This is a genomic window from Halomonas sp. NCCP-2165 (assembly GCF_023708045.1).
Classification (GTDB): Bacteria; Pseudomonadota; Gammaproteobacteria; order Pseudomonadales; family Halomonadaceae; genus Bisbaumannia; species Bisbaumannia pacifica.
In genome coordinates this window covers 23,527-42,016 of record NZ_BRCY01000011.1, presented here as the reverse complement: position 1 = coordinate 42,016, position 18,490 = coordinate 23,527, and the positions used below count along the sequence as shown (strand labels likewise).

General features: G+C 70.1%; 18 protein-coding genes. 10 read left to right on the top strand and 8 right to left on the bottom strand.

Features of this window, described 5'->3' with window-relative positions; all coding sequences use genetic code 11:
• Positions 1-16 precede the first annotated feature (16 nt).
• Both NFU04_RS07675 and NFU04_RS07670 read left to right on the top strand, forming a co-directional pair.
• Entirely contained in the window at positions 17-2,419 is a 2,403-nt protein-coding gene (locus NFU04_RS07675; RefSeq protein WP_251308915.1) for a Lon protease family protein, read from the top strand.
• Positions 2,409-3,140, top strand: a complete 732-nt coding sequence (locus NFU04_RS07670; protein ID WP_251308914.1) for a universal stress protein — start codon at positions 2,409-2,411, stop codon at positions 3,138-3,140. Before NFU04_RS07675 ends, NFU04_RS07670 begins: the two co-directional genes overlap by 11 nt.
• 84 nt (positions 3,141-3,224) lie before the next feature.
• Here the strand turns inward: NFU04_RS07670 and NFU04_RS07665 are convergent, their stop codons facing one another.
• From NFU04_RS07665 to NFU04_RS07645, 5 genes are read right to left on the bottom strand one after another with little or no spacing between them, the layout of a single operon-like run.
• Positions 3,225-4,100: a DNA replication terminus site-binding protein gene (locus NFU04_RS07665; protein ID WP_251308913.1), complete on the bottom strand. Its 876-nt coding sequence runs from the start codon at positions 4,098-4,100 to the stop codon at positions 3,225-3,227.
• Positions 4,100-4,327 (bottom strand): DNA gyrase inhibitor YacG, encoded by a 228-nt coding sequence (yacG, locus tag NFU04_RS07660; RefSeq protein ID WP_251308912.1) that lies wholly within the window; start codon positions 4,325-4,327, stop codon positions 4,100-4,102. The genes NFU04_RS07665 and yacG overlap by 1 nt, the downstream gene beginning before the upstream one ends.
• Before the next feature lie 31 nt (positions 4,328-4,358).
• The gene (gene coaE / locus NFU04_RS07655; protein ID WP_251308911.1) at positions 4,359-4,973 is read right to left on the bottom strand and encodes a dephospho-CoA kinase; all 615 of its coding nucleotides are present in this window, start codon (positions 4,971-4,973) and stop codon (positions 4,359-4,361) included.
• Between the two features lie 30 nt (positions 4,974-5,003).
• Complete coding sequence (locus NFU04_RS07650; RefSeq protein ID WP_251308910.1) at positions 5,004-5,858, bottom strand: prepilin peptidase; 855 nt, start codon at positions 5,856-5,858, stop codon at positions 5,004-5,006.
• Between the two features lie 28 nt (positions 5,859-5,886).
• Positions 5,887-7,146 (bottom strand): 6-phosphofructokinase, encoded by a 1,260-nt coding sequence (locus NFU04_RS07645; RefSeq protein WP_251308909.1) that lies wholly within the window; start codon positions 7,144-7,146, stop codon positions 5,887-5,889.
• Between the two features lie 335 nt (positions 7,147-7,481).
• On the opposite strand from NFU04_RS07645, the gene mpl reads away from it, so the two are divergent.
• The 3 genes from mpl (at position 7,482) to NFU04_RS07630 (ending at position 10,190) form a co-directional block, all read left to right on the top strand.
• Complete coding sequence (gene mpl, locus NFU04_RS07640) at positions 7,482-8,849, top strand: UDP-N-acetylmuramate:L-alanyl-gamma-D-glutamyl-meso-diaminopimelate ligase (protein ID WP_251308908.1); 1,368 nt, start codon at positions 7,482-7,484, stop codon at positions 8,847-8,849.
• A complete protein-coding gene (locus NFU04_RS07635) occupies positions 8,842-9,471 on the top strand; it encodes a flavin prenyltransferase UbiX (protein ID WP_251308907.1) in 630 nt (209 codons plus the stop codon). The genes mpl and NFU04_RS07635 overlap by 8 nt, the downstream gene beginning before the upstream one ends.
• A gap of 95 nt (positions 9,472-9,566) precedes the next feature.
• Positions 9,567-10,190 carry a LysE family translocator gene (locus tag NFU04_RS07630; protein WP_251308906.1) on the top strand — a complete coding sequence of 208 codons (624 nt, stop codon included), beginning with the start codon at positions 9,567-9,569 and terminating at the stop codon, positions 10,188-10,190.
• Positions 10,191-10,383: 193 nt separating this feature from the next.
• Here NFU04_RS07630 and NFU04_RS07625 read toward each other — a convergent pair whose 3' ends face one another.
• The 3 genes from NFU04_RS07625 to NFU04_RS07615 are packed head-to-tail and all read right to left on the bottom strand — an operon-like array spanning position 10,384 to position 13,602.
• A complete protein-coding gene (locus tag NFU04_RS07625; protein ID WP_251308905.1) occupies positions 10,384-11,790 on the bottom strand; it encodes a bifunctional DedA family/phosphatase PAP2 family protein in 1,407 nt (468 codons plus the stop codon).
• Complete coding sequence (locus tag NFU04_RS07620; RefSeq protein WP_251308904.1) at positions 11,787-12,731, bottom strand: GGDEF domain-containing protein; 945 nt, start codon at positions 12,729-12,731, stop codon at positions 11,787-11,789. The genes NFU04_RS07625 and NFU04_RS07620 overlap by 4 nt, the downstream gene beginning before the upstream one ends.
• Positions 12,724-13,602 (bottom strand): hypothetical protein, encoded by an 879-nt coding sequence (locus NFU04_RS07615; RefSeq protein ID WP_251308903.1) that lies wholly within the window; start codon positions 13,600-13,602, stop codon positions 12,724-12,726. Before NFU04_RS07615 ends, NFU04_RS07620 begins: the two co-directional genes overlap by 8 nt.
• Positions 13,603-13,700: 98 nt before the next feature.
• Between NFU04_RS07615 and NFU04_RS07610 the strand changes: the two genes are divergently transcribed.
• From NFU04_RS07610 to mrdA, 5 genes are read left to right on the top strand one after another with little or no spacing between them, the layout of a single operon-like run.
• Entirely contained in the window at positions 13,701-15,011 is a 1,311-nt protein-coding gene (locus NFU04_RS07610) for a glutamate-5-semialdehyde dehydrogenase (RefSeq protein WP_251308902.1), read from the top strand.
• A 31-nt stretch (positions 15,012-15,042) separates the two neighbouring features.
• Positions 15,043-15,699 carry a nicotinate-nucleotide adenylyltransferase gene (gene nadD / locus NFU04_RS07605; protein WP_251308970.1) on the top strand — a complete coding sequence of 219 codons (657 nt, stop codon included), beginning with the start codon at positions 15,043-15,045 and terminating at the stop codon, positions 15,697-15,699.
• A gap of 37 nt (positions 15,700-15,736) precedes the next feature.
• Positions 15,737-16,099, top strand: a complete 363-nt coding sequence (rsfS, locus tag NFU04_RS07600) for a ribosome silencing factor (protein ID WP_251308901.1) — start codon at positions 15,737-15,739, stop codon at positions 16,097-16,099.
• Complete coding sequence (gene rlmH / locus NFU04_RS07595; RefSeq protein WP_251308900.1) at positions 16,096-16,563, top strand: 23S rRNA (pseudouridine(1915)-N(3))-methyltransferase RlmH; 468 nt, start codon at positions 16,096-16,098, stop codon at positions 16,561-16,563. Before rsfS ends, rlmH begins: the two co-directional genes overlap by 4 nt.
• A gap of 27 nt (positions 16,564-16,590) precedes the next feature.
• Positions 16,591-18,489: a penicillin-binding protein 2 gene (mrdA, locus tag NFU04_RS07590; protein WP_251308899.1), complete on the top strand. Its 1,899-nt coding sequence runs from the start codon at positions 16,591-16,593 to the stop codon at positions 18,487-18,489.
• The last annotated feature ends 1 nt before the right edge of the window (position 18,490 follow it).

The following is an 18,490-nucleotide window of genomic DNA, read 5'->3' as shown; positions in this document are numbered from 1 at the left end:
ACCGAGGAGGCGCATCATGCGGCAACCCCTGGAGGCGGCACGGGTCTATCGGACCTGCCCGGAGTCGCGGTTCGAGTTTCGTTCCACCGCGGAGCTGGTTCCCCTGGATCCCCTGAGCGGGCATGGTCGCGCCAGCGAGGCCCTGGATTTCGGGACGGCCATGCGTCCGCGGGGGTTCAACCTCTTCGTGCTGGGGGAGGCGGAGCACCTGGCTCACCAGCTGGTGCTGCCCTACCTGCAGGCCCGCTCGGCGCGGGGTGAGGTGCCGCCGGACTGCTGCTACCTGCATAACTTCGATGACCCCTCCGCACCCCGCCGGCTGTGCCTGCCGGCGGGCATGGGTCGGGTATTGCGCGGCGATATCGAGCAACTGGTGGAGGAGCTGCGGGTGGCGATACCGGCCATCTTCGACAGCGACGAGTACCAGAATCGCCTCCAGGAGCTGAAGCAGGCGATGAGCGAGCGCCAGCGTGACCTGATCGAGGCGGTGCGTCGCGAGGCCAGGGAGCACGATATCGTGCTGCTCTCCACGCCCAATGGCTTCAGCCTGGCCCCCGCCGCGGGCGACGGCATGATGAGTCCCGAGGCCTACGAGAAGCTGCCCAAGGACGACCGCGAGCGCCTCGAGGGCACGGTGGAGATCCTGCAGCGCAAGCTGCAGCAGGCGATCCGCCAGATGCCGCGCCTGGCCAGCGAGCTGCGCCAGCAGATCCAGACCCTGAATGAGGAGATGCTGCAGTCGGTGATCGCCGCGCCCCTGGAGGAGCTGGAGGAGCGCTACCGGGAGCAGGAGGGGGTGGTCGCGCACTTTGCCGCCATTCGCGAGGCGCTGTTGCTGCACCTGGAGGCCTTCCTGGCGGAGGACCCGGAGATTCCTCCCGAGGCGATCTTCAGCCGCTGCCAGCTCAATCTGCTGGTCGACAACGGCCCCTGCGAGGGGGCGCCGGTGGTACAGCTGGACCTGCCCAGCCACCAGCACCTGGTGGGGCGCATCGAACACCATGTGCACCAGGGCACCCTGCTGACCGATTTCTCGTTGATCCGTGCCGGCGCCCTGCACCGGGCCAACGGCGGCTACCTGGTGCTGGATGCCCGGGCCCTGCTCCAGCAGCCGGGCGCCTGGGAGACCCTCAAGCGGGCGCTGCGTGCCGGCGAGATTCGCACCGAGTCCCTGGAGCAGGCCTATGGCCTGATCAGCACCGTGACCCTGGAGCCGGAGCCCATCCCGCTGGAGGTCAAGGTGGTGCTGTGCGGTGAGCGCCACTTCTACTACCTGCTCAGCGAGCACGACCCGGAGTTCCTGGAGCTGTTCAAGGTGCAGGCGGATCTCGACGACGAGTTGTCCTGGGGCGATGATTCCCTGGACGCGTATGCGCGGCTGATCGCCACGTTGGCGCAGGAGGCCGAACTGGCCCCCCTGGCCCCTTCCGGGGTGGCGGCGGTGATCGAGCGTGCCGCGCGGCTGACCGGTGATCAGCAGCGGCTGATGGTCCAGGTGCGCCCTCTCAATGATCTGCTCGCCGAGGCCGCCCACTGGGCCGGCGAGGCTCCCCTGATCACGCGCGAGCATGTGGAGCAGGCGGTAATCCAGCAGCGGCGTCGTGCCGGGCGCGTCTACGAGCTGAGCCAGCAGCGAATTCATCGCGGCACCGTGATGATCGCCACCGACGGCGCGGTGGTCGGCCAGGTCAATGGTCTCTCGGTAGTGCAACTGGGCGGTTACGCCTTCGGTCAGCCCAGCCGTATCACCGCCACGGCGCGCCCCGGGCCGGGGCAGGTGGTGGACATCGAGCGGGAGGCGAAGCTCGGCGGGCGCATCCACACCAAGGCGGTGATGATCCTCTCCCGCTGGCTGGCCAACCGCTATGCTCCGCGGGGTGCCTTGTCGCTCTCGGCGAGCCTCGCCTTCGAGCAGTCCTATGGCGGCATCGAGGGCGACAGCGCCTCGGTGGCCGAGGCCTGCGTGCTGGTCTCGGCCATCGCCCGGGTGCCCCTGGCCCAGTCCCTGGCCGTCACCGGCTCCATCAATCAGCATGGCGAGGTGCAGGCGGTGGGCGGCGTCAACGAGAAGGTGGAGGGCTTCTTCGCGGTGTGTCGGGAGGCGGGGCTGGCGGGGCAGGGGGTGATCCTGCCGGCGGCCAATGTGCCTAACCTGATGCTCGACGCCGAGGTGCGCCAGGCGCTAGCCGAGGGGCGCTTCTTCGTCTATGCCGTGACTCATCTGGACGAGGCCCTGGAATTGCTGACCGGCCTGGAGCCCGGGGAGCCCGATGCCGAAGGGGCCTTCCCCCAGGCGAGCCTCAATGCCCGGGTGGTGGCGCGGCTCGACGACTTCCGTCGCGCCCTGAAGCGTCATGACGAGGAGGGCGGGGGCGGCGGCGAGGCGTCCGGCGATGAGGGGCCTGGCCATGAAGACTGAGGCGCCGTTGCGCGTGGTGGCGCTGCTCGATGCCTCTCCGTCGAGCCTGGCGGCCCTGACGGCGGCGGTGGTTCTGGCCGCGAGTCGCGACGCCGAACTGCTGGCCCTCTATGTGGAGGAGCCGGAGCTGGCCCAGTGTGCGGCCCTGCCCTTTACCCGGGAGGTGGGGGCGAGTTCCGGGGCGATTCGCCCCTTCTCGCTGGTCGATATGGCGCGTGGCCAGGCCTGCCGCCTGGCGAGGATTCGCGAGGCCCTGCGCCGGGCCCTGGGCGAGCGCGAGCTGACGCATTCCCTGGAGATAGGGCGCGGCTCGGTGGTGGCGGAGGTGCTGCGCCTGGCCCGGGCCGCCGATCTGCTGGTGCTGGGGCGGGCCGGGCTCTCGGCGCGCTGGGGGCGCCCGCTGGGCTCGACCTGTCGCCGGCTGCTGCTGGAGGCTCCCTGTGCGGTGCTGATCTGGGACGAGGCCCTGGTCATGGCGCCGGGGGCCCTGCGGGTCCTGGGAGCGCCGGCACCGAGTGCCCTGCTCGATTGGCTGCTGGCCGGCCCGCTGTTCGACCGTGTCGAGGCGCTTGGCCCGGTGCCCGCCAGGGAGCTGGCCCTCCGCCTGGCCGGGGAGCGCCGGGGGGGGGTGTTGCTGCGGCGCCGGCAACTGGCCGCATTGCTGGCGGAGGAGCCGGACTGGCTGGCGCCGATTCGCCTGCCGGTGCTGGTGATTCCCTGAGTCAGGCGTCCCGATAGCGGTAGATGCGCAGGCTGGGCAGAAGGGGCTCGCTCTCTCTAGGGTGAGAGGCGGAGCGGCCGGGGATCAGCGATAGCGGTAGATGCGCAGGCTGGGCAGGAAGGGCTCGCTTTCCAGGCGGGCATCGCTGCGCAAGGCCCGGGTGCGGCTGGCAGGGGGCGAGGCCGGCGGAATATTGTGATCCGGCAGGCGGCCGTCGGGGCTGGGCACGAAGAGCGGCAGGGCCACGTTCACGGCCCGGCGGCCGCGACCATCCGGGAGTGGCTCGCGATAGAAGAGGTTGGCGCGCATCAACGGTGCCTGGTCCTGGACCCGGGCCAGGGGTTCGCCGTCGGGGATGCCGGCCAGTTGGCGCTGTTGGATGCGCACATGGGGCGCCTCCTGGTCGAGGTCGAGCAGCAGCTCCTGCGCCTCGCGTACCGTCAGCCGCTTGATGGAACGCCCGCTGCGATACCAGGCCAGGCGCACCCGGGCCAGGGGCGCCTCGGCCAGAGGGATGGCCCGCCAGCACTGCTTCAGGTGCAGTCGCGCCAGGCCCTGGCCGCGCAGGTGATCATGCAGGGCCGGGTGGCGGAAGGGCAGGACCGCCTTGAGTTCGGGGATCAGGTCGGCGGCGTCGGCGCGGATCCGGCGCAGCAGGGCGGCGAAGTCCGCCTTGGCGGCATTGGCCTCCCGCACGCGGCATAGCAGCGCCTCGTCGGCGGCCACCAGGCCCACGTGGCTGCGGGTGGCGCGGCCATCCTGGCCATCCTGGTACCAGAAGTCGAGCAGGGCGCGGCGCAGCCAGTCGGCGCCGGCATCCTCTCGATCCATGGCCCAGGTCGCACCGGGGGCCTGGGCATGCGTCGATACCAGCGCCTCGAGGCGCTCGATCAGCCGATCGAAGGCCGCCTCGAGCTCGGCCAGTAGCCGGTACTCTGGAGTGATCGGGGCGGGGGCCATCAGGGCTCCAGGCCGGCGTCACGCTCGGCGCGCAGCACCATCTCGTCGATCTCGGTCTCGTCCATGGCGGGTTCGCCGGCGATGCGATGGCTGCCGTCGGCCCAGGCGCCCAGGTCGATCAGCTTGCAGCGCTCGCTGCAGAAGGGACGGTGAGCATTGGCCTCGCTCCAGGCCACCTTCTTGTGGCAGGTGGGGCAGGGCACTTCCAGGGGGGCGGTCTGGCTCATGGGGAAATACTCCGATCTTGCGGGGGGCGGCTCAGCGACGGGCCTCGGCCAGCCGGCGAAAGCGGCGGTCCAGGGCTTCGACCTGGCGGGTCAGGGCCGCCTCGTCACCGCTATTGTCGATGATATCGTCGGCCCGGGCCAGGCGGGCCCGGCGATCCAGTTGGGCGGCGATAATGGCCCGGGCCTGGGTCTCGTCGACGCCGTCGCGGCTGGCGGTGCGGCGGACCTGCTCCGCCTCCGGGACGTCGATCACCAGGACGCGGTCCACCAGGGTCGCCTGCCCCGACTCGAGGAGCAGCGGCGAGACCAGCAGGTGATAGGGGGCGGAGCCGGCGGCCATCGCCGCCAGGCGCGCCTCCAGGCGCTCGCGGATGCGCGGATGGGTCTGGGACTCCAGCCAGCGGCGCTCCTCGGGGTCGGCGAAGACGATCTCGCGCAGGGCCCGGCGATTCAGCCCGCCGGCGTCGTCCAGCACCCGCGCGCCGTAGCGCTCGGCGATGGCGGCCAGGGCCGGCTCACCGGGCTCCACCACTTCCCGGGCGATATCGTCGGCATCCACCCAGGGAATACCGAGTGCGGCGAAGGCCCGGGCCACGGTGGACTTGCCGGAGGCGATACCGCCGGTGACGCCGATGGTCAGGCTCATTAGGCGCTCCTTGGGGGCACGACAGCCCGGTTAAAGTCCGGTCAGGCCCCGATAGAAGGCCAGCAGCGGGGCGCCGAACAGCAGCGCCACCCAGCCGGCCAGGGCCAGGAAGGGGCCGAAGGGCATGGGCGCGCCGCGCAGCCGCGGCAGGGCCAGTTGCACGGCGATGCCGATGATGGCACCGATGCCGGCGGAGAGGATCAGCAGCAGCGGCAGGAACTGCCAGCCCAGCCAGGCGCCCAGCGCCGCCAGCAGCTTGAAGTCCCCATAGCCCATGCCTTCCTTGCCGGTGGCCAGCTTGAACAGCCAGTAGAAGCCCCACAGCGACAGGTAGCCGGCCATGGCGCCGACCACCGCGCTGGAGAGCATCAGCGGCTGGAACAGCAACTGGTAGAGCAGCCCCGCCCAGAGCAGCGGCAGGGTGATCGCGTCGGGGAGCAGCTGGGTGCGGAAGTCGATGGCGGCCAGGGCCAGCAGCGCCAGGCAGGCGCCGAGCAGGAACAGCGCCGCCAGATCGGCGCCATGCAGGATCACCACCGCCAGGGCCAGGGCCCCCCCGGCCAGCTCCACCAGCGGATACTGGGGGCTGATGCGCATGCCGCAGTCGGCACAGCGCCCGCGCCGCTTCAGGTAGCCCAGCAGGGGGATGTTGTCATGCCAGGCGATGGCGGCGTCGCAGCCGGGGCAGCGGGAGGCGGGACGGGCCAGGCCGAGGCGTTCGCCGGCCTCGGGCTCAAGCTCCAGGGCCTCCCGGGCCTCGGCCCGCCAGCCCTGCATCAGCATCACCGGCAGGCGGGCGATCACCACATTGAGGAAACTGCCCAGGCAGAGCCCCAGTACCGCCGCCAGGGGCCATAGCAGGCTGGGGGGAAGCTCGGCGAGCATGGCGGGGCTCCTGAGGGTCGCTAGTCGATCAGAGGGTGAAGTCGGGCAGGCGGCGCTCGACCTTGGCCAGCTTCAGCTTGGCCACCTTGGGCAGACCGTTGTCGAAGGGCGGGAAGTCTTCGCCCTGGATCAGCGGCGACAGGTAGCGGCGGCACGCCTCGGTGATGCCGAAGCCATCCTCGCGGATAAACTCCTTGGGCATGAACTTCTCGCGGTTGGCGATCTCGGCCAGGGGCGCGGCTTCGATGGCCCACTCATAGGGTGCCTCGGAGACGCGCTTGATGGCGGGCATCATGGCGTTCTTGCCGGCCAGGGCCAGCTCCACGGCATGCTTGCCCACCGCATAGGCCTGGTCCACATCGGTCTTGGAGGCCAGGTGGCGGGCGGCGCGCTGCAGGTAGTCGGCGACGGCCCAGTGGTACTTGTAGCCGAGGTCCTGCTTGATCATGCCGGCCAGGGTCGGCGCCACGCCACCCAGCTGGCGGTGGCCGAAGGCGTCGGTGTTGCCGGAGTCGGCGAGGAAGGTGCCGTCGCCGTAGTGGGCGCCCTCGGAGACCACGATCACGCAGTAACCGTACTTGCGCACCGCCTCGTCGACGCGAGCCATCACGGCTTCCCGGTCGAAGGCCACCTCGGGGAAGATCACCAGGTGGGGCGGCTCGCCCTCGCCCTCGCCGGCCAGGGCGCCGGCGGCGGCGATCCAGCCGGCGTGGCGACCCATCACCTCGAGGACGAACACCTTGGTGGAGGTGGCGCACATGGAGGCGATATCCAGCGCCGCTTCCCGGGTGGAGGTGGCGATATACTTGGCCACGCTGCCGAAGCCGGGGGAGTTGTCGGTGATCGGCAGGTCGTTGTCCACGGTCTTGGGCACGTGGATGGCGGTCAGCGGGTAGCCGAGCTTCTCGGAGAGCTGGGAGACCTTGAGGCAGGTGTCGGCGCTGTCACCGCCGCCGTTGTAGAAGAAGTAGCGGATATCGTGGGCCTTGAAGACCTCGATCAGGCGCTCGTACTGGGCGCGGTGGGTCTCGATATCCTTGAGCTTGTAGCGGCAGGAGCCGAAGGCGCCGCCGGGGGTATGGCGCAGCGCCGCGATGGCCTCGTCGGACTCCTGGGACACGTCGATCAGGTCCTCGGTGAGGGCGCCGATAATGCCGTTGTGTCCGGCGTAGACCTTGCCGATGCGGTCGTCGTGGCGGCGGCAGGCCTCGATCACGCCGCAGGCGCTGGCGTTGATAACGGCGGTGACGCCACCGGACTGGGCATAGAAGGCGTTGTGCGTGGCCATGGGGGCAGCTTCGCTCCTGGATTTCTGATCGTCATAGGGGGGGTAAAGTCGGTGGCCTATCTTAGTCGAAAGTGGCGTTGGCTGCACCCGTCGCCGTGTCTGGGCGTTGTCGCTTGAGTGGCTGAGGGGCGCTGGGGGCAGGTCGGAGCAAAGCGTCTTTATCATGGACGATAAAGTCGAGCTTCCAGGGAGGGATTCACAGCGTCTTTGCGCGGGGCCGGCCTTCCGGAGTGCCTGCCCCCAGAAAAGCCTCGACTCGCCCATGGACAATCGCGGCTCGCTGGTGGCGATTTCGGGCCCATGCTAGTCTCCCGCCATCGTCAAGGAGGCTCGGGATGCATCTGCATATCATCGGAATCTGTGGCACCTTCATGGGCAGTCTGGCCCTGCTGGCGCGGGAACTGGGGCATACGGTCAGCGGCTCCGACGCCAACGTCTATCCGCCCATGAGCACTCAGCTCGCGGCGGCGGGAATCACCCTGCAGGAGGGCTACGCGGAAGCGAACCTTTCGCCGGCGCCGGACCTGGTGGTGATCGGCAACGCCCTGTCCCGAGGCAATCCGGAGGTGGAGGCGGTGCTGAATGCCGGCCTGGCCTATGTCTCCGGCCCCCAGTGGCTGGCCGAGCATGTCCTGCCGGGGCGGCGGGTGATCGCCGTGGCGGGCACCCACGGCAAGACCACCACGGCGAGCCTGACCGCCTGGCTCTTGGAGAGCGCCGGCTTGTCGCCGGGCTTTCTGATCGGCGGGGTGCCGCGCAATTTCGGCGTCTCGGCGCGCCTGGGCGACCCCGGGGCGCCCTTCGTGGTGGAGGCCGACGAGTACGACACCGCCTTCTTCGACAAGCGCTCCAAGTTCGTTCACTACCGCCCCGAGATCGCCGTGCTGGGCAACCTGGAGTACGACCACGCGGATATCTTCCCCGACCTGGCGGCCATCGAGCGGCAGTTCCACCACCTGGTGCGTACCGTCCCCGGCAAGGGGCGCCTGCTGGTGGCCGATAACGCCCCGGCCCTGGAGCGGGTGCTGACCCAGGGAGCCTGGAGCCCGGTGGTGCGCTTCGGCGGCGAGGCGGGCAGCGACTGGCAACTCGTGCTCGAGCACCCGGACGCCAGCCGTTTCCGGGTGATTCATGGCGAAGTGGACGCCGTGGTGGAGTGGTCTTTGAGCGGCGAATACAACGCCCGCAACGCCCTGGCGGCCCTGGCCGCCGCCCATGAGTGCGGCCTGGACCTGGCCCGTGGCGCGGCGGCGTTGTCGCGCTTCGAGACCCCGCGGCGGCGCCAGGAGCTGCGCGGCGAGGTGGCCGGTATCCGGGTGATCGACGACTTCGCCCACCATCCCACCGCCATCGCCGCCACCCTGGGCGGGCTCCGGGCCGCCGGCGAGGCCGGGCGCCTGCTGGCGGTGATCGAGCCGCGCTCCAATACCATGCGCCTGGGCAGCCTGCGGACCCGCCTCGGCGACAGCGTGAGCGAGGCCGATGCGGTCTGGTGGTACCAGCCGGCGGGACTCGACTGGTCGCTGGACGAGGTCGTGGCCACCAGCCCGGTGCCGGCGCGCATCGAGGCGGAGATCGAGGGCCTGGTCCATGCCCTGGTGGCCGAGGCGCGCCCCGGCGACCGTATCGTGGTGATGTCCAACGGCGGCTTCGGCGGCATCCACGACAAGCTGCTGGCCGCCCTGGAGGTGGCCCATGGCTGAGGAAGCGTTCGGCTCGCCGGTCACCGTGGCCCTGACCGGGGCCTCCGGTGCCCAGTATGGCCTGCGCCTGATCGAGGCGCTGGTGGCGGCCAACCGGGAGGTCTGGGTGATGATCTCCAAGGCCGCTCACCTGGTGATCAGTACCGAGACCGAGGTGAAGCTGCCGGCCCAGCCCGAGCGCCTGGCCGAGGCGCTGACCGAGCGCTGTGGTGCTCGCCCCGGGCAGATCCGCTGCTTCGCCCGGGAGGACTGGATGGCGCCGGTGGCCTCCGGCTCCGGGGCGCCGTCGGCCATGGTGGTCTGCCCCTGCTCGACGGGCACCCTGTCGGCGGTGGCCACGGGGGCCAGTAACAACCTGATCGAGCGCGCCGCCGATGTGGCCCTCAAGGAGCGTCGCCAACTGATCCTGGTCCCCCGGGAGGCGCCTCTCTCGGCGATTCACCTCGAGCATATGCTCAGCCTGACCCGCCTGGGGGCGGTGATCCTGCCGGCGGCGCCGGGCTTCTACCACCAGCCGAAGACGGTGGAGGACCTGGTCGACTTTATCGTCGCGCGGATCCTCAATCAGTTGGGCATCGAGCACCGCCTAATGCCCCGTTGGGGGGACCCGGCCTCGCCGTGAGCCTGAAGCCATAAGCTTGCAGCTGGAAGAAAAGCCGACCCGGCGGCGACCGGCCGTAGGGGGCGGCTCAGCCAATTGACAGGGAGGTTGTTGCGATGATGGGACTGGCCCAGTTGTCGGTCTTCGTGCCCACGTTTTTCCTGGTCTCGCTGACCCCGGGGCTATGCATGACCCTGGCCATGGTGCTGGGCATGACCCAGGGCGTCAGGCGCACCCTGTGGATGATGGCCGGCGAGCTGCTGGGGGTGGGGCTGGTGGCGGTGGCCGCCGGCGCCGGGGTGGCGACCCTGATGCTGCGTTACCCCGAGGCCTTCGCCCTGTTCAAGTGGCTGGGTGGGGCCTACCTGGCCTACCTGGGGGCGCAGCTATGGCGCTCCCGGGGGCGGCTGGCGATTCCCTCCGCAGAGGTGTCGGTGCCGCGGGCCTCGCGGCGTGAGCTCTTCACCCAGGGGCTGGTCACCGCCGTGGCCAACCCCAAGGGCTGGGCCTTCTTCGTTGCTTTGCTGCCGCCCTTCCTGGATGCCGGCCGTCCCCTGGGGCCGCAGCTGGCGGTGCTGGTGGCGATGATCCTGGCCATCGAGTTCACCTGCCTGCTGCTCTATGCCGGCGGCGGGCGTGGCGCCCGGCGCCTGCTGGGCGAGCGCGGCAAGGTGCGCCTGCTCAATCGCCTGGCGGGGGTGCTGATGGTCGGCGTCGGCGCCTGGCTGGCGCTGGGCTAAGCCGGCCCCCGCGCTGCGACCTTAGCCGCCCGGCTTCGCCGGCGCCGGAAGGGCGGTGCTTCGCGCCTGGAAGCCCGAAGAAACCTCGCCCCCATGGCCCTGCCATGGGGGCGATTCACATTAGGCTGCTATCCAGCTTCCAGCTTCCAGCTTCCAGCTTCCAGCTTCCAGCTTCCAGCTTCCAGCTTCCAGCTTACGTGGCTGGCAGCCAGGCCAGCCTGGCCGCCAGCAAGAATAGCGAGAGGATGACCAGCGCCGGCCAGGGGGCCGGGCTCAGGGGGCGATGGGGAAACCGCTGATAACTCAGGCGCACCAGGGCGCAGGCCACCAGGCCCAGCAGGGCGCCGCCCACCAGGTCGCTGGCCCAGTGCACGCCGATGGCCAGTCGCGACAGAGCCATGGGCACGCAGGCCAGGATCGCCAGCCAGTAGAGCCAGGCACGATGACGGGGCGGCAGCTCCTGGGCGACGAAGGCGGCGGCCAGGCCGAACAGCACCACGGCGGTGGAGGTGTGGGCGCTGGGGTAGGAGAGGGAGCCGCTCAGGTAGTCCGGGGCCTCCGGGCGAGCGCGGCCTCCCAGGTGCTTGAACAGCGTATTGGCCACGGCGATACCACCCAGTCCCAGGCCGAGATGCAGGAAGGCGGAGAGATGCCGGGCCCAGAGCAGCCAGGCCAGCCAGGGCAGGCTTAGCGCCAGGATACCGTAGGCATCGCCGATACGCGCCAGGGCCTGTCCCGTGGTCGTCAGCCAGGGCCACTCCAGGGCGGCGACCAGGGCATGAATCTCGCGGTCCATGGGCAGGGGGCCCTCGGCCTCCAGGACCCAGAGGCTCCACAGGCAGAGTGCCACCAGGCCGAGCATCAGCAGGCTCAGGGAGGCCAGGGGCACCTCGCCCTGGGGACGCGGGGCGCGCAGCCATTGCCAGAGGCGCCGCCGGTTGCCGCCGCCCCGCGCCAAGTGGGCCAGCCAGCGGTAGAGGCGCCCCTCCCGGGCCAACTGGTGGCGCAGCCAGCTGAAGCAGAGCGCCGCGCCGGTCACGATGGCGGCCAGCCATAGCAGCCACTGCTGGGCGCCGGGGGGGACCGCCAGCAACTGTTGCCAGGTGCGCCCGAGTAGGTAGCCGGGCAGCACATAGGCCGGTGCCCAGAGCAGCGCCGAGAGCAGGTTGACCCACAGGAAGGTCCAGGGCGACATGTGCAGGATGCCGGCGATCATCGGCACGATGGGGCGCACCGGCCCCACGAAGCGGGCGAAGAGTACCGACAGGGCGCCGTGGCGGCGAAAGAAACGGGCCCCTCGGGCCAGCCACTCCGGATGGCGGCGAAACGGCCAGAGGCCGGGCACGCGCTCGCGCTGGGCATGGCCGAGGGCGAAGCTCAGGCCATCGCCGATCACGGCACCGAGGAAGGCGACCAGCAGCAGCAGGGCCACCGGCAGCTGCATATGCCCGGCCAGGGAGGCGGCGGCGGTGATCAGGACCACCCCGGGCACGATCAGGCCCACCAGGGCCAGGCTCTCCACCAGGGCGATCGCGCCGACGATCAGCAGCAGCAGGCCGGGGGAGGGGGTGAGCTGGTAGAGCCAGTCGACGAGGTTCATGTGGTCGACTCCCGCAGCAGTCTTCCCTTCAGGCCCAGGCGCTCCTCGAAGGTGGAGAGGCTCTCCTGATCATGGGGCGCGCATAGCGCCACCCGGCAGGAGAGGTCGTCGCCGCCGGGCAGGGCGAGCCGCTCCACGGCGTCCAGCAGGCGCTGGCGCACCATCAGGGCGCCATTCTCGCCGGTGTCCGGCAGCAGTAGCCAGAAGAGATCATCATCCAGGCGCCCCAGCTGGTCCGGCGCCCGACAGCCGTGCTGGGTCACCTCGGCGAAGCGGCGCAGGCACTGGCGGCGGGTCAGCCTGTCGTAGGTATCGCCGGGGCCGTCCAGTTGAGGCAACTGGATCACCAGCACGCTGAGTCGCTGATCGAGGCGCCGGGCGCGGATGAACTCCTGGGCCAGGCGTTCGCGAATGGCGCTGGCGCGCAGCGCATCGCAGTCGTCGTCATGGGGACGGGTGGCCTCCAGCAGGTCGCGTTGGCGGGCCTGCTCGCCGCCGGCCAGGGCGCCCAGCAGGGTCAGCACCAGGTAGGCCATGGCCAGCTCGCCGGCCTGCTCCGGGCTGGCCAGCAGCACCAGCCATAGTCCCCCCAGCAGGATATTGAGCAGGATCGCCGAGCCCGGCGGCAGCACCAGGAAGGCCAGTACCGGCGGCAGGCCGAGCCACAGGCCCGCGCCGCCTTCGAGCTGGGCCACCTCCACGGCGATCAACAGGTAAGCACCGATCAGCACCAGATAGGCCGAGAGGTAGCGCTGCGGGTGATGGCTCAGGCGCAGCAGGGTGGCCCCGGCCAGCAGCAGCGTCAGCAGGGCGGGCAGGGTGATCTGGCCATAGTCGCCCATCAGGTAGTGCCACAGGGCGTATCCGCCCATCAGCACCGAGCCGGCGGCATAGACCAGGGCGAAGAGCCGTGAGGGCCAGAGTTTCTCCTCGCTAGGCATGATCGGTGGCCTCCGATGACGGCAGGGTGACCAGGGCTTGGGTCTGGTCCGCCAGGGCGCGCTCCTCCAGGGGCAGGGTATGGCGACTGCCGAGGTCGATGGCGCGAGCCTTCAGCGGCCAGGGCGGGGCCGCCAGCAGGGCGTCGCGGCGCCGCCGGCCGCTCGCGGCATCACGGCTGATCAGCAGGGTGGCCAGGGTGCGGCGATCGAGCCGGTAGAGGTTCTCGTCCGGCTCCAGGTGGCTGACCAGCCAGCGGGTCAGGGGCCAGCAGTGCCGGGGACGCGCGCGCAGCAGCAGCAGTTCGGCATGATAATCCTTGCGCTCGCAGCGCAGCCGCTCGCGATAGAGGTCGCGCACCAGTTGATCCCGTGACCAGAGGCGGGTGCCGGGCAGCAGGCGTCGCCGCCGGGTGACGCCTTGCCACAGGGGGCGCAGGTAGAGGGCGCGTCCCAGTCCCAGGAGCATCACCGCGGCCAGCAGCAGGCCCGTCAGGAGTCCCTGCTCGGGGATCAGGTCCTGCTGTATCCGCCACCAGCCGAGCGCCGCCAGCCCCCCCTGAAGCGGCAGCAGCCAGGTCGGCTGGGGCAGCATCAGCAGGATCGCCCACAGCCATAGCCAGGCGCCGTAGCGACTCGGCTCCACCCACAGCAGGGCCGCCAACAGGGCGCCGGGGACCAGTTGCCAGGGCAGCAGCGCCGGCCAGCGCAGGCTCTGCTCCTGGAGTAGGCCGGTGGTCAACAGCCACAGGCCGGCCAGCCCCAGCAGGGCGCGCGCACTGGTCTCCTCGGCGAGGCTCGCCTGCCAGCCCAGCAGCAGGGCGCCCCCCACCAGGCCGGCACGAAACAGACGGGCTTTGTACTTGCTATCCATGGTGACTTATATTGGTTCCCTTCTTGCTGATCATCGAAACGTCCCCGCCCCGGTGGACGGTCGTTACCGCGTTCTTTCTTGAGGAGATACCCTACGGCATGTCACGTCACCTCCCCCAGGTCAACGATGTCCCCGCGCTCGACGCCGAGATTACCGATATCGATGCCTATATGACCCAGCTCGGCCAGGCCGCCCGCCAGGCCGCGACCCAGATGCGCCGTGCCACCACCGGGCACAAGAATGCCGCCCTGCAAGCCATCGCGCGGCATCTCGAGGCGGCCCGGGCCGACCTGCTGGCGGCCAATGCCCGCGACCTGGAGCGCGGGCGCGAGAGCGGCCTGGACGCGGCCCTGCTCGATCGCCTGGCCCTCGATGAGGCGCGCCTCGATGCCATGATCGAAGGCCTCGGCCAGGTCGCGGCCCTGCCCGACCCGGTGGGCGAGATCGATGGCCTGCGGGCCCGGCCCAGTGGTATCCAGGTGGGGCAGATGCGCGTTCCCCTGGGGGTGATCGGTATCATCTACGAATCGCGCCCCAACGTCACGGTGGAAGCGGCCAGCCTGTGCCTCAAGTCGGGCAATGCCTGCATCCTGCGCGGTGGCTCCGAGGCCCGCGACAGCAATGCGGCGATCGCCGCCTGCCTGCGCGCCGGCCTCGCCGAGGCCGGCCTGCCGGACGCCGCCGTGCAGGTGGTGGCGACCACCGATCGCGCCGCCGTGGGCCGACTCATCGCCATGCCCGAGTTCGTCGACGTGATCATTCCCCGCGGCGGCAAGTCGCTGATCGAGCGTATTTCCGCCGAGGCCCGGGTGCCGGTGATCAAGCACCTGGATGGTGTCTGCCACGTCTATGTGGATGCCAGTGCCGATCTCGACAAGGCCCTGGCCATCGCCGTCAATGCCAAGACCCAGCGCTACGGCACCTGCAATACCATGGAGACCCTGCTGCTGGATGCCCCCATCGCCGAGGCCCTGCTGCCCAGGCTGGTGGCCGCCTATGCCGAGCATGACGTCGAACTGCGCGGCTGCGCGCGTAGCCGCGCCATCGTCGCCGAGCTGGCGGAGGCCGAGGAGGCGGACTGGGCCGCCGAGTACCTGGCGCCGATCCTGGCGATTCGTGTGGTGGACGGCATCGATGCCGCCATGGCGCATATCGGCCGTTACGGCTCCCACCATACCGATGCCATCGTCACCGAGAATTATGGCCTGGCGCGGCGGTTCCTCGCCGAAGTCGACTCCAGCTCGGTGATGGTCAACGCCTCCACCCGTTTCGCCGACGGCTTCGAGTATGGCCTGGGGGCCGAGATCGGCATCTCCACCGACAAGCTCCATGCTCGCGGCCCGGTGGGCCTGGAAGGGCTGACGACCCGCAAGTACGTGGTGCTGGGGGATGGTCATACCCGTGGTTGAGGAAGGCACGGCCGGCGCCCCGGCGGTGGCCATGCTCGGCGGCACCTTCGACCCGGTGCACCTGGGGCATCTGCGCAGCGCTGTGGAGCTGCGCGAGGTGCTGGGGCTGGATCGCGTGCATATGATTCCGGCCCATGTACCGCCCCATCGCGCCGCCCCCGGCGTCTCCAGTGCCGAGCGCCTGGCCATGCTGCGCCTGGGCATCGGCGAGACGCCGGGGCTGGTCGCCGATGATCGCGAGCTGCGTCGCCAGGGGCCCTCCTACTCGGTGGATACCCTGGCCAGCCTGCGCGCCGAGCTCGGCGCGCGGGCGCGGCTGATCATGGCGGTGGGCCATGACGCCTTCCTGCGCTTGGCCGAGTGGCGGGACCCCGAAGGGCTCTTCGCCCAGGCTCATGTGGTAGTGATCGAGCGCCCCGATCACCAGGCGCCGCTACCGGCGAGGCTCCGGGCCCTGCTGGCCGGCCGCGAGGTCGATTCCGTCGCGGCCCTGATGGCGGCCCCCCGCGGGGGGCTCCTGCGCCTGGCGTTGCCCACCCGACTGGCGATCTCCGCCACCGGAATCCGCCGTCGCCTCGCCGAGGGGCGCCCGGTGCATTACCTGCTGCCCGAGGCGGTACGGCGGCATATCGAATCCCGTGGCCTTTATCGTGGCGTCGGCGCTGCTCCCGGCGGCGAGACGCGATAGAATGGGGTTTTCGACTCCTGCCATGACACGAGGCGCTATGCATATCGATTCCCTGAAGACCCTGGTGGTGGATGCCCTGGAAGAGCTCAAGGCTCAGGACATCACCCTGCTGGACGTCTCCCATCTGACCAGCGTCACCGATCTGATGCTGGTGGCCAGTGGCACCTCCAATCGCCACGTGGCGGCGCTGGCCAATAACGTGGTGGAAAAGGCCAAGGCCGCGGGCCTGCAGCCCCTGGGCACCGAGGGGAGTGCCGGAGACGACTGGGTGCTGGTGGACCTGGGCGACCTGGTGGTGCATGTGATGCTGCCGGAGACCCGTCGTCTGTATGACCTGGAGCGGCTCTGGGCCGACCTGCCCAGCGATGCCGATGAGGGCCGTCGCGGGGGCCTGGCGTGAGGCTCAGGGTGCTGGCGGTGGGGCAGAAGATGCCCGCCTGGGTGGAGGCCGGGGTGGCCGAATACCGCAAGCGCCTGCCCCGGGACTTCGCCCTGGAGATCGTCGAGATCGCCCCGGGCATCCGCGGCAAGAACAGCGACCCGGCCCGCGCCATCGCCCAGGAGGCGGAGCGCATTCGCGAACGACTCAAGGGCAGCGAGCACCTGGTGGCCCTGGAGGTGGGGGGCAAGCCCTGGAGCACCGAGCAACTGGCCGGCGAGGCCGAGGGGTGGCGCCAGGAGGGCCGCGACGTGGCGCTGCTGGTGGGCGGTCCCGACGGCCTGGCGCCGAGCCTGTCGGCGAGTGCCCATCAGCGCTGGTCGCTGTCGCCGCTGACCCTGCCGCACCCGCTGGTGCGCATCCTGCTCGCCGAGCAGCTCTATCGCGCCTGGACCCTGCTGGTCGGCCACCCCTATCACCGTTGAGCGAGTTCATGTCGTCGAGCCTCCTGCATGCGTAAGTCCCGCCAGTTGAAGAACCCGGAACAGGAAGTGCGCATCTTTCGTGGCCGTGCGCTATTGGCGGCCTGCCTGGTGGTGGCGCTGACGGCCGCCTTGATGGGGCGGCTGGTCTATCTGCAGGTGGTGCAGCACGAGGTCTATATCACCCGCTCGGAGAAGAACCGGGTGCGTATCGAGCCGCTGCCACCGACCCGTGGCCTGATCTACGATCGCAACGGGGTGCTGCTGGCGGAGAATCGTCCCACCTATAACCTGACCCTGGTGCGCGAGCGGGTCGAGGACCTGGACGCCACCCTGGCCCTGCTGGTGGAGTTGCTCGAGTTGCCGGACGCGGAGGCCGAGGCGTTTCGCGAGCGCTCTCGGCAGCGTCAGCGGCCCTATCAGCCGGCGCTGTTGATGAGCGACCTCAGCGAGGCGCAGATCGCCCGCCTGGCGGTCAATCGCCACCGTCTGCCCGGCGTCGAGGTGGAGGCGCAACTGCTGCGCTATTACCCGGATGCCGAGATCATGGCCCATGCCCTGGGCTATGTGGGGCGCATCAACGCCGAGGAACTGGAGGACCTGGATGCCGGCAACTACGCCGGGACCCACTTTATCGGCAAGACCGGCGTGGAGCGCCAGTACGAGGAGGCGCTGCACGGCCAGGCGGGGCTGCGCCAGGTGGAGACCAATGCCCGCGGGCGGGTGCTGCGGGAACTGGGGCGCAGCGACCCGGTGCCGGGGCGGGATTTGACCCTGACCCTGGACAAGGAGCTGCAGACCCTGGCCTATGAGCTGCTCGACGGGCGCCGCGGTTCCATCGTCGCCATCGAACCGAGCAGCGGCGAGATCCTCGCCATGGTCTCGGCGCCGGGCTTCGACAGCAACCAGTTCGTCACCGGCATCGATGTGACCTCCTATCGGGCATTGCAGAACGATATCGATCTGCCGCTGTTCAACCGCGCCATTCGTGGCCAGTATCCGCCGGGCTCCACCATCAAGCCCTTCCTGGCCCTGGCCGGGCTGGCGGAGGGCGTGATCACCCCGGATACCGTGGTGCGCGACCCCGGCTACTATCAGTTGCCCAATGACAGTCGCCGTTATCGCAACTGGTTGCGCTGGGGACACGGGCGAGTCGACCTGGAGCGCTCCCTCGCCGTCTCCAACAACACCTACTACTACACCCTGGCCCATGAGCTGGGCATCGATCGCATCCATGAGCGTATGACGCGCTTCGGCTTCGGTCAGCGAGTCGGCGCGGACGTCTTCGGCGAGAGCTCGGCGCTGTTGCCGTCCCGGGAGTGGAAGCGCGGGCGCTTCAATCAGCCCTGGTATCCCGGCGAGACCCTCTCGGTGGGCATCGGCCAGGGCTACTGGATGGTGACGCCGCTGCAGCTGGCCGCCGCCACCGCCACCCTGGCCAATCGCGGGACCACGGTCACGCCTCACCTGGCCCGGGCGGTGGGGGAGGAGCCGCTGAGTCTGCCCGCCGATCAGACGCCCATCGTCCTCGACAACGATCAGTGGTGGGATCGCGTCTACGCCGGGATGGAGGAGGTATTGACCGGTCACGAAGGCACGGCGCGACGCACCGGCGCGGGGCTCGAATACCGCATGGGCGGCAAGTCGGGCACCGCCCAGGTCTTCTCGCTGGGTCAGGATCAGCGCTACAACGCCGAAGAGCTGGCCGAGCGCCTGCGCGACCATGCCCTCTTCATGGCCTTCGCCCCCCTGGAGGACCCGCAGATCGCCGTGGCAGTGATCGTCGAGAACGCCGGCGGGGGCAGCACCCATGCGGCGCATTTGGCGCGAGCCATGACCGATGCCTGGCTGCTGGAGGAGGAGGCCCCCGAGGTGGAAGCGCTTCGCGAGCGAATCGACAACGACGACGCCACGGTGACGGGGAACTGAG